Here is a 14930-nt window from a genome sequence, read left to right as displayed (position 1 = left end):
ATTCGTATTATTTTAGATTAACTTAAATTAAGCTAAAACTTCTTTTACTTTGTTTGCAGCTTCTTCTAAAGTAATTGCAGAGTGTACCGGAAGACCAGACTCGTCAATTAATTTTTTAGCTTCTACAGCGTTAGTTCCTTGCAATCTTACGATCAATGGAACAGGAAGGCTTCCCATCGCTTTGTAAGCATCTACAACACCTTGAGCAACTCTGTCACATCTTACGATACCTCCGAAGATGTTGATCAAAATAGCTTTTACGTTTGGATCTCTCAAAACGATTTCGAAAGCAGTCTGTACTCTCGCTGCATCTGCAGTACCACCAACGTCTAAGAAGTTAGCCGGGTTACCACCAGATAATTTGATGATATCCATAGTCGCCATTGCAAGACCAGCTCCGTTTACCATACAAGCAACGTTACCGTCTAGTTTTACGAAGTTAAGACCTGCTTCACCAGCTTCAACATCCAAAGGATCTTCTTCTCTAGTGTCTCTCAACTCAGCAAGATCTTTGTGACGGAACAATGAGTTACCATCCAAAGTTACTTTAGCATCTACAGCGATAATTTTGTTATCAGAAGTTTTCAAAACCGGGTTGATCTCGAAAAGAGAAGCATCAATTCCTACATAAGCATTGTAAAGAGAAGAGATGAATTTTGTAAATTCTTTGAACGCATTTCCTTCAAGACCAAGGTTGAAAGCAATTTTTCTAGCCTGGAAACCTTGAAGACCCAAAGTAGGATCGATCAATTCGTTGTGGATTAAGTGAGGAGTTACTTCTGCAACGTGCTCAATATCCATACCACCTTCAGTAGAATATACGATTGTATTTTTACCTTCAGCTCTATCTAAAAGAATAGAAACATAAAATTCTTTAGTTTCAGATTCTCCAGGATAATAAACGTCTTCTGCAACCAAAACAGAGTGTACTTTTTTACCTTCAGCAGAAGTTTGTGGAGTTACCAACTGCATTCCGATGATGTTTTCAGCATTTTCTTTAAGCTTATCCATATTTGGAGAAAACTTTACACCACCACCTTTACCACGACCACCTGCGTGAATCTGCGCTTTTACAACCCAAGCCTGAGCTCCGGTTTCAGCAGTCAATTTTTCAGCAGCTGCTACAGCTTCTTCTACGTTGTTTGCAACGAAACCACGTTGGATAGCTACTCCATACTTTGATAAAATCTCTTTTGATTGATACTCGTGAAGATTCATATTATTTTTATTATTTTATTTTAATATTTAAAGGTTGACAAATTTAATAAAAATGAACAAGGTTAAAAAGAAAATTATCGAACTTTTAACTATTTCAATCACATTCACCTAGATCTGTACAAAATTTAACGCTGCGAATGTATGAATAATCTCTTTTACATTGATTCAATATTAAAAATCCTCCCATTATTCTAATCACATTTTAATATCATTCTAATTCTATATAAGAGCATTAGAAAATTGCATGATTTATCTTTGCAGCTTCTGATAAAATGTAGATTATCTCACGATTTTCAAGCATTTTACAATCTCATTTAATTGAGATCAATCACCAAATTTCACGAAAACCATCACCTATTTATAACATTTAAACTTAGGATAGTAAAAAATGGCTTTAATAACAGCAAGCGAGTACAGTAAAAAACTCTTTCGCTACATTACCAAAGAAAAAAAAGATGTTACCAATATCTACTTTTATGCGATCATCAACGGATTGGTTTCTTTAAGTATTCCATTGGGAATACAGTCTATCATCAGTTTTGTAATGGGTGCAACGATGGCAACCTCCATTTATATTCTTATATTTTTTGTGGTTTTGGGAACCTTTTTGGTTGGACATTTCAGGCTGAAAGTTTTACAGATCATCGAAAAAATTCAGCAGAAAATCTTTGTTGAATTTTCAATGGCATTTGCTGATAAACTTCCTAAAGTTGATCTATCCAATACAAGGAAATATTACCTTCCGGAATTGGTGAACCGTTTTTTTGACGTACAAAACCTTCAGAAAGGCATCTCAAAAATTCTTTTGGAAATTCCAACCGCATTGATTCAAATCCTTTTTGGGATCCTGTTGTTATCATTTTATCATCCGTGGTTTTTAGCTTTTGGTGCTTTAGTTATCGTTTTGGTTGTTTTAATTTTCATTTACAGCATGGAAAGTGGAATTAAATCAAGCCTGGAAGAAAGCGATAAAAAATACGAAACAGCAGCTTGGCTTGAAGATATTGCAGCTTCGGTAAAAACATTTAAAATGCATTCTGAAGAAGGAACTCATCTTCAGGGAACCGATTCTAGAGTTTTGGAATATCTTGACCATAGAACTCAGCATTTTAAGATCCTTGTTTTTCAATATAAAACGATCATCGCTTTTAAGGTCATTATTACATTGGCAATTTTAGCAATCGGAACGTATTTGATGATCGATCAGCAATTAAATATTGGTGCATTTATCGCGGCAGAAATTGTCGTTTTAACGATCATGTCGGCGGTTGAAAAACTGATCGTAAGTCTTGAAAGTTATTACGACCTCATCGCTTCGTATGCTAAACTGACAAAAGTAACCGAATTAAAAGAGGAAACTCAAGGCGACATCGAGCTTTCACAAAAAGAAAAAGGAATGGAAATAGAATTTAAGGAAGTCGATTTTGCATTCAGCGACACTCCTGCGATCTTATCTGATGTTAATTTTAAATTGAAAGAAAACAGCATCACCGTTGTAACCGGAAAAATGGGAACCGGAAAATCGCTTCTCCTCAATATGTTGGCTGGCTTTTACGAACCTAACTCCGGAACTATTTTATTTGATAAAATTCCTCTAAAAAATTTAGACAAAAAACATTTCAGAAATAATATCGGGTTATATCTTGAAAATATGAAGGTCATTCAGGGAAGTATTTTAGAAAATATTCTTTTGGGAAATGTGAACAGCAACACAGAAAATATTCTTCAATTGTCTGACAAATTAGGAATTGAAAGTATTTCCAGCTCATTCAGCCAAGGCTTTACCACAGAAATAAGCGAGACAGATTCTGAACTAACCTTTAGTTCAAAAAAGAAAATCTTAATGCTTCGTTCTCTTTTAGGCAAAAAAAGATTGATTTTACTTGAAAATCCTCTTGCCGGAATGTCTGAAACTTTTCAGAAAAAATTGCTTGAATATTTAATCGAACTTAAGAAAACGACAACCATTATTATTGTGTCTCCTGACAAAAATCTTATCTACAACGCCGACCACCACATTCATCTGGAAGACGGAACTTTAAGGATCATCTAAACTCTGTAAAAATGCAAGTACAATCATACGATAAAATATATCAAATTCATAAAAAGTCTAGGGTAAAGCGATGGTTTTTATTCATCTTCATTGCAGGAATTATTACGCTTTTTCTTCCCTGGACGCAGAATATCAAAGTAAAAGGAAATGTAACTTCCTTGTATCAATCTCAAAGACCACAGCAGCTAAATTCGCCAATTCCCGGAAGAATTATCAAATGGAATGTAAAAAATGGAGATTATGTAAAAAAAGGCGACACTCTTTTACAGCTTTCGGAAATTAAAGACGATTATCTTGATCCTTTATTGGTACAAAGAACTGAGCAGCAGGTTGATGCTAAAAAAGGCGTAAGAGATTATTACGAAGCTAAAGTTGAAACCACAAAAAACCAACTCGAAGCGCTAAATGCTTCACGAGATTTAAAATTAAATCAGGTTAAAATTAAGATTATTCAACTCAACAGTAAACTTATTGGTGAACAAGCAGAGTTGGAAGCTGCTAAAAATGAACTAAAACTTTCGGAAGACCAATTTGCAAGACAGAAAAAAATGTATGATGAAGGCCTAGTTTCTTTAACTCAGTTTCAACAGAGAAGTATTTCTTATCAAAATTCAATTGCCAAAAAAACTGCTTACGAAAATAAGGTAGCCCAAACTCAACAGGAAATACTCAATACTCAAATTGAGCAAAATTCTGTTACTCAGGATTACAACGAAAAACTGAGCAAAATTGAAGGCGAACGTTTTCAAAGCATGGGACAAATTGAAGGAAGTGATGGAGATATTGCCAAACTCCAAAATCAGGTGGCCAATTATAAAGCAAGACAAGGTTTGTACTTTATCATCGCTTCTCAGGACGGACAAATCGTTTCATTGAACAAAGCAGGGATCGGTGAAGTGTTGAAAGATGGTGAAAATATAGGAACGGTAGTTCCTACAAACGTTGATTATGCAGTAGAAATTTATATCAAGCCTGTCGATCTACCTTTGGTAAAAGAAGGACAGCGCGTAATGAGTATTTTTGACGGATTTCCCGCAATTGTTTTCTCAGGTTGGCCAGACTCCAGCTACGGAACTTTCGCAGGAAAGGTAGTCGCAGTTGAAAGCAACATCAGCGCAAACGGAATGTTTAAGGCGTTAATTATTGAAGATGAAAAGGAAAAAAAATGGCCGCCAAAGATCAAAATGGGAACCGGAGTTCAGGGAATTGCTATCTTAAATGATGTTCCGATCTGGTATGAATTATGGCGAAATATCAACGGTTTCCCTCCCGATTATTATGAAGTAACCAATGCAAAACCAGCCAAAGATGAAAAAACAAAATAGAATTTTCATTCTCGCTTTTCTGCTGTTGTCCAGTTTAAATTTTGCACAAGATTCATTAAAAATATCTGCTGCAGAATTTATCAATGTTGTTAAAAACTATCATCCTTTAGCTTTAAAATATCAGCTTCAAAACAAAATTGCTGAAGCAGAAATTACCAGAGCAAGAGGTGGTTTTGATCCTATTTTAGCAGGAAAATTAGGCGAGAAAAATATTGACGGAACAAATTATTACAGACAGAAAAATCTGGAACTCGGCATTCCAACATGGTACGGAATTGATGTACATGGAAGTTATAATCATCTTGACGGACAAAAACTGAACAACAGCGACACAAAAGGCGGTTTATACCAATTCGGAGTGACGGTTCCTTTAGCCAAAAATCTGTTGTATGACAAGAGAAGAGCGATGCTTGATCAGGCAAAATTCGGTTTAAAAATGACCGAAGCCGAACAGGCTGTTCTCACGAACGAACTTCTTTTGAAAGCCGAAAACACCTATTGGGAATGGGTTCAGAATTATGAAATTTATAAACTGAAATCTGAAATTGTTGACATCAATAAAGAGCGTTTAAAATTAACAAGAAAAACTTTTGAATTTGGTGAAAAACCAGCAATTGACACGATTGAAGCACTTTCCCAGCTTCAAAGTTTTGAATTGCAGCAACGTGACGCTTTTTTAAGTTTTGTAAAAAGCACACAGCAACTTCAATTGTTTCTTTGGAAAGATAATCAGCAGTTTTACGAACTTTCGGAAATGATCTATCCTTCAGAAAATCTAAATGAACATTTGGCGTATTCTGATTTTGAATTTCTCATTAATGATATCAATTCAAGACAAATCAATATGCATCGATCGATTTTATATTATAATCAAAAGCAAAATATTCTCGAAAGCGAAAGACGTGTTAAATGGCAAAGCTTTCTTCCGAAAGTAGATTTCACTTATAATTTTTTCAACAAAGAAAATTACTCCGCAGATTATCTTCCATTATTTGATCATAATTTTCAATATGGTTTAAAGCTTGAAATCCCTATTTTTCAAAGAGAAGCAAGAGCCAATTATCAGATGGCGAAGATCAAATTAGATCAAAATCAGCTAGACATCAATATGAAAATCAGAGAGCTCGATGTAAAAATTGAAACTTACAAAAACGAGATTCAAAACTATCATACTCAAATTGATCTGTCGAGAAATAATTTACTGAATTATAGAAAACTGCTTTACGCTGAAGAAACGAGATACAGCAATGGTGAAAGCTCGCTTTTCCTAATCAATTCAAGGGAAAATAAAGTGATTGAAGCGCAGGAAAAATTTATTTCAATCAGAACAAAGTTTCTGAAAAGCTTTAATAAGCTGAAGTGGATGAAGGAGAATTTCACACTGTAAAATATTTTTTTAACCATTAAGAAGATTTAAGCAGTTAAGGTTTATTAAGGAAAATCAAATAGATTTTTTAAGTGATGCGCTTAAAGTGAAGCTCAACTTAATTATTCTAAACTTCTTCATAAATCTTAATGTTAAATTTTCTCTCGCAGATTTTTCAAATTGAGCAGATAAAAAAACTACATAATCTCCGAAATTTGTGAGAAAACAAAAAGTTCAGGCATAACCTGAACTTTTTTAATGTATTTAATCTGTTTTTATTCTTCAGTCAATTCTTTAGCCTGTGAACCGATGAACGGAATTTTCGGAGCTAGAAAATAACCCGTTAAACTTGCAAAAAGTATCGGTACGAAATAGGTAAAGCCTGTTAAAGTTCCCAAAATAATAGTGGTACTCATCGGCGTTCTCGTAACACATGCATTGATCGCAGCCATACAGCTTACAATTGCTAGAGTGGTGTCAACTGATGGAAATAAATGATGAATAATCAACCCCAAAGTAGTTCCTACAAAAAACAACGGAATGATGAAACCACCTCTCCATCCTGAAGTTACAGTGATCGCAATGGCTAAAATTTTAAAAATTAAAATGATAATTAAAAAATTCAGGGCGTAATTTCCGTTGATTAACTGATTGATTTCATTGTGTCCAAAATATCTCGTCAATGGAAAATAGAAAGCAATGATCCCCAATAAAATTCCACCCACTAAAGTTTTGATGTAGATTGGAAATTTTCTGTATTCAAAAGCTTTTTTGAAAAATTTAACAACGAAAATAAAAATCCAGCCAAACAAAGTTCCTACAATTCCGAAAGCTGTTGCATAGGCAAAATCGTAAACTCCTGTGTAATGATAGGCTTTCAAATCCCATGTCGCTCCGATTCCCAAATGAATAATCAAAGCAAACATCAGATAACTGAAACAGCTCGCTACCAAAGCCGGAATAATCGCTTTATAATATTCTACAGCATGTTTGTGATGAAGAATTTCAAGAGAAAATAAACTTCCACCAAGTGGAGCACCAAAAAGTGCCGTAAAACCGGAAGCCATTCCTGCAATACTTAAAGAGCGTAACTCTTCTCCTTTCAGCCTAAAAAGTTTCCCCAAATAAGTTCCCGTAGAACCAGTAACCTGAACCAAAGGTGCTTCCGGACCAAGACTTCCACCCGATGCCACACAAAAAAGTGACGACAAGATCATAGAAGGATTATTTTTAGGTTCTAATTTTCCTTTATTAAATCTGATGTTATTAACGATCAAATGAATTTCTCCCGGATCGCCAATAAAATGAATGACCAAACCTGCCAAAAGACCTGAAATTGCCATTGTTGGAATTACCATCCAGCCTTGGAAGTGATGTAAAAACTCGGTAAAATGTTCGAGAACAATCCAGTATAATCCAGCGATAATTCCGCCAACTAAACCTGTAATTGCCCACATAAAAAAAGTACGGCTGAATACGAAAGGATTAAACTTTATGGGTTGATCCAAAAGATTAAAAGTTCGTATTAAGCGACGTCTTCTGTTGATTTTCATTTTAATTTATTTTTTAAAATTACGATCATCATTTGTAAATGTTTTGAGAAATGCTTCAACTTCGCTAATATCATATGGAATCCGTTGTGCATTTTGAATCTTTGTCTTTCGAAAATAAGTGAAACGGCTCTGTTTACCTTTATTTCAGTATTTTTATTAAACTCTTTGTATATCCTTGCGTTTTTTACCGCCAAGGCAAACAAAGTTTTTACAATAAATGCTTTTTTTAAGATAAACAAAGGCATTTCATTTAGCCAAGAAATACAACTTTAAATACCGATCATTAAAGATATTTACAAGATGCACAACGCGTTACATGTAATATTTAACAGTGTTAGTCTGAGCGAAGTCAAAGAATTTTTTATAATTAAATCTTATTCTTCACAAAATAAAAAATAAGCATTAACCAAGCTAAAATCATAAACAATCCTCCAAGTGGAGTAATTGGTCCTAAAAATTTAAGGTTTGCTCCTAAATAATCCTGCAGACTTAAAAAATAAATACTGAAAGAAAAAAGCATTGTTCCTACAATCATCAGAATAGAAATCCATTTTTGAGATGAAGTGTCAAATTTTAAAATATATCCTGCAATCAGCAAAAAGAACGCAGCGTACATTTGATATCTTACTCCTGTTTCAAAACTTTCAAGTCTTTCCACAGACAAAATTTTCTTTAAAGCATGAGCTCCAAAAGCACCTAAAATTACGGATAACATTCCGTAAACGGCACCAAAGACTAAAGTAATTGTTTTCATTTTATAATTCTTCTAATTCTAGTTTTAAATATTTCTTTGTTTTATGATCCTGCCAAGTTCCGGAGATCTTATTCCCTTGTAAATCTGCTTCAACCAACGCTCTGAAAATCCACTGATTTGTTTCTTCGCTGTAATAATCATTTTCAATAATAGAAATATGGTTACCTTTTAATTTACCGTTCCACTCGATCAGTTTTTTATTTTTATCGTACCAATATTTTGCAGAAAAAGAACCATCATCATATATTTTATCAATCAAAACAGTAATTGGATATTTTCCGTCGATTTTTCCATGATACAGCTTATTATCAAGACTTGTTTTATCAACTTTTTCAGAACCTGAGAGTAAATTCTTTGCATACGAGCTCCAATATTTTTCCAAATCTTGGTAAGGAAATTCCACAACATGACTTCCCAATTCATCTAGCGCTCTCATCGCATGATTAGAACATCTTCCGGCAATGAATCTGATTTTATCCTTTGCAAAATAATATTCAATCCCATCTAAAGTAAAATTGGTAAAACAATCTTCATAAATAGCGATTTGGTCTAAAACTTCCTCCGAAGGATTTTTCTCAGATTTTAATGCTGCAAGAAAATCATTGACTTCTTTCTTAATATTTTTCTGAATTAAACCTTCAACAGTTTTTATTGAATTAGGTTGAAATAAATCTTTAGCGTTGATTACATTTCCCGTTCTCAAATCGAAATTCTTCCAAATATCAAAACCTTCAGGATAGGCTCCTGAAGCTTCTCCATTAATGGCAATACTTAAAATATTTTTAGGCGTTTCCAGTTTTTCCCAACTATAAAAATAAACGTAGTTGGAGTAAGAAGTTTTTCCTGTAGATACCAATTTAGAAGGACTTCCTACTGAACCGGGAATATATTCAAGCTGATTGACCTGCAAGAATGTATTGATTTTGTTTTCAACCAAAGGTTTTTCAGCATACGAAACTTTAGGGAAAGCAAAATCTTCAGATTTAGGTTGTAAATCAGTTATTTTTAAATTTTTCTGTTGCGAAAAACTTAAACCGGAAATCAAAAGGAAGAATAAAAATTTCTTTTTCACTACAAAGGATGTAAAAAATATGAAACCAACCTGCTAAGCAAGATTACACCTCCCAAAATAACAAACATCTTCCAAAATTTTTTTGAACCTCTAAAACCGGGGTGATTTGTTTGTTTAAGAAAGAATCCAAACACAACAAATAAAACAGCCAAAATGATTTGTATCATTATTTTTCTCTTAATCTGTTAAATTCGTTGATAACTTCGTGATGCGTCACTGTTTTATCTTTAAAATACATCACAAAATGTTGTTTTTCTTCCTCTGTTGCTCCCATCTGGTTTAAAATATTCAACAAATGCATTTTCATGTGACCTTTCTGAATTCCCGTAGTTACCAAAGAACGAAGCGCTCCAAAATTCTGAGCCAATCCTGAAACCGCCAAGATACTCATCAATTCCTGAGCAGAAGGTTTTCCAAGAAGTGCCAAAGAGAATTTTACCAAAGGATGAAGATTCGTCAAACCACCCACAACTCCTACAGAAATCGGAAGATCGATCCAGAATCTGAAAACTCCATTATCAATTGTACAATGCGTCAACGAAGAATATTTTCCGTCTTTTGAAGCATAAGCATGCGCACAAGCTTCAGTTGCTCTGAAATCATTTCCGGTTGCAATAACTACAGCATCAACGCCGTTCATAATTCCTTTATTGTGAGTCGTCGCACGGAAAGGTTCAATTTCAGCAATCGTAACTGCCTGTTTGAATTTTCTCGCAAACTCTTCGTTTGAAATTCCACTGTCGTCTTTTAAATCTTCAATTTTACACGAAACTTCCGCTCTTACCACACAATCCGGAGTGAAATTGGAAAGAATATTCATCACGATCTGCAAAGAATTTTTCTCTTCCTGAGTAAAATCTTCACTGATGACAATTTCCTGCTTCAACGTTTTTCCAAACTGCTCCAAACATGAATTGATAAAGTTGGCTCCCATAGAATCTACCGTATCAAAACTTGCTTTCAGCTGATAATAATTGGGCATTTCAGAAGTTTTGTCAATCAATTTTATATCTAAAATTCCACCGCCACGATTTCTCATGTTTGCCGTAATCGCTTCTGTTGCCTCAAACAGTTTTTTCTTTAAATTGAAATTAAAAAAATGTTGCAGTTTGTGAGATTCAACATCGATGATAAAATGCGTGTGTCCTAATTTTTCGGTGTTAATAATGGTCGTTTTAAAACCTCCTTTATCGATCCAGAATTTTGCTGCTTTTGAAGCCGCCGCAACTACCGAACTTTCTTCCACCGCCATTGGCAAAGCAAATAATTTTCCATTGATTAAAAAATTAGGTGCAATTCCGTAAGGCATATAAAAATTGGAGATTGTATTTTCAGAAAACTCATCGTGAAGTTTCTGTAAATCTGCATTTTCGTTCCAATATTGATTGAGTATATTTTGATAATCCTGGTTTCCTTCGAGATATTCGTTAACAAGCCAGTCTATTTTTCCCTGTTTGGTTAATTTAGAAAAACCTTCTACCGGTTTATGATTCATATGGATAATATTTTTTATGTCTTGTATGTCATCGTAATTTTTACGATTTCACTCATAAATTTAATGACCGTAAATATACTAATTTTGCTTTGGAAATATGTGGATAAGTTTGTTTTAAAAACACTGACTTTTCTCAATTTTGGACTTAATTTTGCTTAAAATCTTACTGAATTTTCCAATTTTAAAATATTTATTTAAATGAATTTTGACCGCATAAAAGAGAAACTGGAAATACTTGCAGATGCGGCGAAGTATGATGTTTCATGTTCATCAAGCGGCGGAAAAAGAAAAAACAACGGTGGTTTAGGCGACAGTTCAGCAAGTGGAATTTGCCACACTTATACTGAAGATGGTCGCTGTGTTTCTCTTCTCAAAATCCTTTTGACCAATCATTGCATTTACGATTGCATTTATTGCGTTTCCAGAAAATCGAATGATATTAAACGTGCTGCTTTTACCGTGGAAGAAGTGGTTGATTTAACCATCAGTTTTTACCGCAGAAATTATATTGAAGGTCTATTTTTAAGTTCAGGAATTTTCAAAGATGCCGATACAACGATGGAACGTCTGGTAAGGGTTGCCAAAAAACTGCGAACCGAACACAATTTCAACGGATATATTCATTTGAAATCAATTCCGGGAGCAAGTGATGATTTGATGAATGAAGCAGCACTTTACGCAGACCGATTATCTGTCAATCTCGAAATTCCGACAGAGTCTGGCTTAAAATTATTAGCTCCGGATAAAAATCGTGAAGATATGCTTCAGCCAATGAGGATTGTTCAAAAAGGAATTCAGCAATATAAAGATGAAAAGAAAATCATCAGAAGCATTCCGAAATTTGCTCCGGCTGGTCAATCTACACAAATGATTGTGGGAGCAACCAACGAAAACGATTTACAAATCATTAAAGTTGCCGATCATTTTTACAAAAATTACGGAATGAAACGGGTTTATTATTCGGGTTACATTCCGGTTACAGTCGATAATCGTTTACCGGCAATAACTTCAGAAGTTCCTGTTTTAAGAGAAAACCGTTTGTATCAATCAGATTGGTTAATGCGTTTTTATGGTTTTAAAGCAGATGAAATTTTAGATTTTAATATGCCTTTTCTGGATTTGGAAGTCGATCCGAAATTAAGCTGGGCTTTGAGACACTTGGATCAGTTTCCTGTCAATCTTCAAACTGCAGATTATAAAATGATCTTAAGAATTCCAGGAATTGGTGTGAAAACTGCACAGAAAATTGTAAGTGCAAGAAAATTTCAGATCTTGAATATCGATCATCTTAAAAAATTAGGAGCCGCTGTAAATCGTGCAAAATATTTTATTGATTTTACCTATGGAAATCCATTTTTAAAACATTTGACTGATTTGAATTTAAGGAAGTTGATCATTGGCGGAAGTCAGTCGAAATTTCAGAATCAGTTTTCGCAGCAATTGACGCTTTTTTAAACACGAATTAAGGAATACGATTATATTTTTTCAACAAGTCCATTAATTTATCTAAAGGAATTGATTCAACCAGATGTCCTTCATTTCCCTTCACCGTAGTTGCCATTGTAAGAGAGTTTAATATTGCTTCTTCTGTTGCTTCAATGGCGGCAAGAAATAATTGTGATGTATAATCGTTATGCAGATTTGGAATATTCTTCACCGAACCTTCCGGCTGATGTTGAATTCTAGATTCTACATCTGTTGAAAAAGCAATTGCATATTCCCCACTTCCATGAGACATTATTCCCCCAGTTCTCCCTACTCCAATTATTGCTCGTGCCGCCAATCTTTCCAGATTACGACTATCTAAAGGAGCATCTGTCGCCACAACAATCATACAAGAACCATCAACATTATTCAATAATTGATTACTAAATGAAAACTTTTTCATTTCTTTTCCAACAGGAACACCATCAATTTGTAAAATGCCCCCAAAATTGGTCTGAACAAGAACTCCAACAGTATAACCACCTAGACTTTGAGGAAGCTTGCGGGATGAAGTACCTATACCACCTTTGAAACCAAAACATGTTGTACCTGTACCAGCTCCAACATTTCCTTCTCCAACTAAGGTATTGGCTTTTTGAATTGCTTCCAGCACATCACTTTCTTGAACGTGCCGACCACGAATATCGTTGAGCCATCCATCATTTGTTTCTCCTACGACAGCGTTTACAGACTGAATTTTTTCATTCCCTTTTTGCTGAAGAGTATAATTAATTAAAGCATTTATTCCCGTACTTACATTTAAAGTATTTGTAAGTATTATTGGAGTTTCAAGATTTCCTAATTCCATTACCTGAGTAAATCCTGCTAGTTTCCCAAATCCATTACCAACAAATATAGCAGCAGGCACTTTCTGCTGAAAAAGATTTTCGCTGTGTGGTATGATAGCTGTAACTCCTGTTCTTATATTTTCACCTTTAAATATTGTCTTATGTCCTACCAAAACACCAGCAACATCTGTAATACTATTTTGTTTACCTGGTTGTAAAACTCCCGGTTTTAATCCCAATTCGCGAATTCTTTTTTGAGCAGGCACACCAGTGAATAAAACAACAAGTAATGAAATAATTATTTTTTTCAACATTTTATCTGAATTATATTAAGGTAATTTTTTAGTATTTGTACATTTGAATAACAATATTAAATATAAATTTTAATTGAGTATCTCTTTTTAGAAGTTTTATTTTTTTTAAAATGACAACAATCCTATACGATGGCAGTTTCGATGGACTTTTCACAGCGATATTTGAAGTTTTTGAATATCGTTATCAAGATGTAGAAATTTTTAATAGAGAAAATTTCCAGCAGGAAAATATGTTTGCAGAAATTCATGAAGTCATCACTCAACAGGAAAAATCTGAACGCGTTTTAAATAAATTAGAACAAAATATTGGGAAGTCGGGAATCCATCAATTATTACAGGTTTTTCTTTCAGAAGATCAGGAAATGGAAAAATTGATTTTATCCGCCGTAAAACAGTCTATTAAACATCCTGAAGAAAATATATTACAAAATTTTGCAGATAATGATATTTTGAAAATTTCAAAAATATGCAAATCTGTAAGCAGAGAAAGACACAGAATGACAGCTTTTGTACGGTTTGAAAAAATGCAGGATGATATTTATTTTGCGAAAATAGATCCTGATTTTAATGTTTTACCTTTAATCAGAAAACATTTTAAAGACCGTTATGCAGACCAAAAATGGATGATCTATGATTTGAGAAGGCATTATGGGTTATTTTATGACTTGGAAAATTGCGAATTCTTTTATCCTGACGAAAAATTAGACCTAAACCAATATCAGCAGAAATTTCACGAAGAAGAAAAAAAATACCAGACGCTTTGGCAAAGTTATTTTACCAAAACCAATATTAAAGAAAGAAAAAATACAAAATTGCACATTCAGCATGTCCCGAAACGATATTGGAAATATTTGACGGAGAAATGGTAAATAATTTTTTATTAAAAAAACATTGGATAAGATTGAACTCCTACGGAGTTCTAATTGTTGGTTTTACTGTTATCTACAAAGGTATCGCTCCTCCGGAGCTGTTCTTAATAAAGAAAGAAAAAGTTTTGGTGAAAGCCAAATTCATATCACAAAAGAAAGTCGGGCTAAAGCCCGACTCTATTGATATTTTTATAAAATTTTCTCAAAACAGACACTGTCTTCAATTTCTGCATATTGCCCGTAATTTGGAATAATAGTGTAATTGCATTTTTTATAAAGAGCAACAGCTTCTATCTGTTTTTTACCTGTTTCTAAAACTGCTTTTTCATAACCCAATTCTTTTGTCCAGATTTCCAATTCTTTTAGAACTGATGCTGCCAAACCTTTTCCACGATATTCAGGAAGTGTAAACATTCTTTTGACTTCCATTGTGCTTTCGTCAATCGATTTTATTGCTCCGCAAGCAACCGGTTTTTCATTTTCAAAAATAACGATACAGTTTTTCAGCAAATCAATTTTATTATACTGATCATAAAAAGCATGATCTTCACCATCCATTTCTGCTAGATAAGCGTCTAGTTTTTTGACTAAATTTTGAAAATCGATATTTTCTGAAGTTGTTCTGAAGATTTGCATTG

The 14930-nt window shown here is 33.9% G+C and carries 12 protein-coding genes; 5 read left to right on the top strand and 7 right to left on the bottom strand.

The annotated features are described in order from the left end of the window. Positions 1-27: 27 nt before the first annotated feature. On the bottom strand, positions 28-1218 hold the full coding sequence (gene sucC / locus OEW74_RS16790; RefSeq protein WP_074230142.1) for an ADP-forming succinate--CoA ligase subunit beta: 1191 nt from the start codon (positions 1216-1218) through the stop codon (positions 28-30). A 388-nt stretch (positions 1219-1606) separates the two neighbouring features. Between sucC and OEW74_RS16785 the strand changes: the two genes are divergently transcribed. The 3 genes from OEW74_RS16785 to OEW74_RS16775 are packed head-to-tail and all read left to right on the top strand — an operon-like array spanning position 1607 to position 5983. Beyond that, the gene (locus tag OEW74_RS16785; RefSeq protein ID WP_265429573.1) at positions 1607-3271 is read left to right on the top strand and encodes a peptidase domain-containing ABC transporter; all 1665 of its coding nucleotides are present in this window, start codon (positions 1607-1609) and stop codon (positions 3269-3271) included. Between the two features lie 11 nt (positions 3272-3282). After that, positions 3283-4596: an HlyD family secretion protein gene (locus OEW74_RS16780; RefSeq protein WP_265429572.1), complete on the top strand. Its 1314-nt coding sequence runs from the start codon at positions 3283-3285 to the stop codon at positions 4594-4596. Beyond that, positions 4580-5983 carry a TolC family protein gene (locus OEW74_RS16775; protein WP_265429571.1) on the top strand — a complete coding sequence of 468 codons (1404 nt, stop codon included), beginning with the start codon at positions 4580-4582 and terminating at the stop codon, positions 5981-5983. Before OEW74_RS16780 ends, OEW74_RS16775 begins: the two co-directional genes overlap by 17 nt. 254 nt (positions 5984-6237) lie before the next feature. On the opposite strand, the gene OEW74_RS16770 is transcribed toward OEW74_RS16775, so the two are convergent. The 4 genes from OEW74_RS16770 to OEW74_RS16755 all read right to left on the bottom strand — a co-directional run bounded on the left by OEW74_RS16770 (position 6238) and on the right by OEW74_RS16755 (position 10836). After that, the gene (locus tag OEW74_RS16770; RefSeq protein WP_265429570.1) at positions 6238-7515 is read right to left on the bottom strand and encodes a chloride channel protein; all 1278 of its coding nucleotides are present in this window, start codon (positions 7513-7515) and stop codon (positions 6238-6240) included. 367 nt (positions 7516-7882) lie between these two features. Then, positions 7883-8269, bottom strand: coding sequence for a DUF423 domain-containing protein (locus tag OEW74_RS16765; RefSeq protein WP_265429569.1), 387 nt, complete (start codon positions 8267-8269; stop codon positions 7883-7885). A gap of 1 nt (position 8270) precedes the next feature. Beyond that, positions 8271-9341: a hypothetical protein gene (locus OEW74_RS16760; RefSeq protein ID WP_265429568.1), complete on the bottom strand. Its 1071-nt coding sequence runs from the start codon at positions 9339-9341 to the stop codon at positions 8271-8273. Positions 9342-9507: 166 nt separating this feature from the next. Then, positions 9508-10836, bottom strand: a complete 1329-nt coding sequence (locus OEW74_RS16755) for a hydroxymethylglutaryl-CoA reductase, degradative (RefSeq protein WP_265429567.1) — start codon at positions 10834-10836, stop codon at positions 9508-9510. Between the two features lie 198 nt (positions 10837-11034). Here OEW74_RS16755 and OEW74_RS16750 point away from each other — a divergent pair, with 198 nt between their 5' ends. After that, a complete protein-coding gene (locus tag OEW74_RS16750; protein WP_265429566.1) occupies positions 11035-12291 on the top strand; it encodes a putative DNA modification/repair radical SAM protein in 1257 nt (418 codons plus the stop codon). Positions 12292-12298: 7 nt separating this feature from the next. Here OEW74_RS16750 and OEW74_RS16745 read toward each other — a convergent pair whose 3' ends face one another. After that, the gene (locus tag OEW74_RS16745; protein ID WP_265429565.1) at positions 12299-13423 is read right to left on the bottom strand and encodes a P1 family peptidase; all 1125 of its coding nucleotides are present in this window, start codon (positions 13421-13423) and stop codon (positions 12299-12301) included. A 110-nt stretch (positions 13424-13533) separates the two neighbouring features. Here OEW74_RS16745 and OEW74_RS16740 point away from each other — a divergent pair, with 110 nt between their 5' ends. After that, positions 13534-14292, top strand: a complete 759-nt coding sequence (locus OEW74_RS16740; RefSeq protein ID WP_265429564.1) for a TIGR03915 family putative DNA repair protein — start codon at positions 13534-13536, stop codon at positions 14290-14292. A 189-nt stretch (positions 14293-14481) separates the two neighbouring features. Here the strand turns inward: OEW74_RS16740 and OEW74_RS16735 are convergent, their stop codons facing one another. Next, positions 14482-14928 carry a GNAT family N-acetyltransferase gene (locus OEW74_RS16735; RefSeq protein ID WP_265429563.1) on the bottom strand — a complete coding sequence of 149 codons (447 nt, stop codon included), beginning with the start codon at positions 14926-14928 and terminating at the stop codon, positions 14482-14484. Positions 14929-14930 lie beyond the last annotated feature (2 nt).

This window comes from Chryseobacterium sp. YIM B08800 (genome assembly GCF_026163565.1).
Taxonomy (GTDB): domain Bacteria; phylum Bacteroidota; class Bacteroidia; order Flavobacteriales; family Weeksellaceae; genus Chryseobacterium.
The sequence above is the reverse complement of the archived record's forward strand: the minus strand, read 5'-3'. Positions and strand labels throughout refer to the sequence as shown.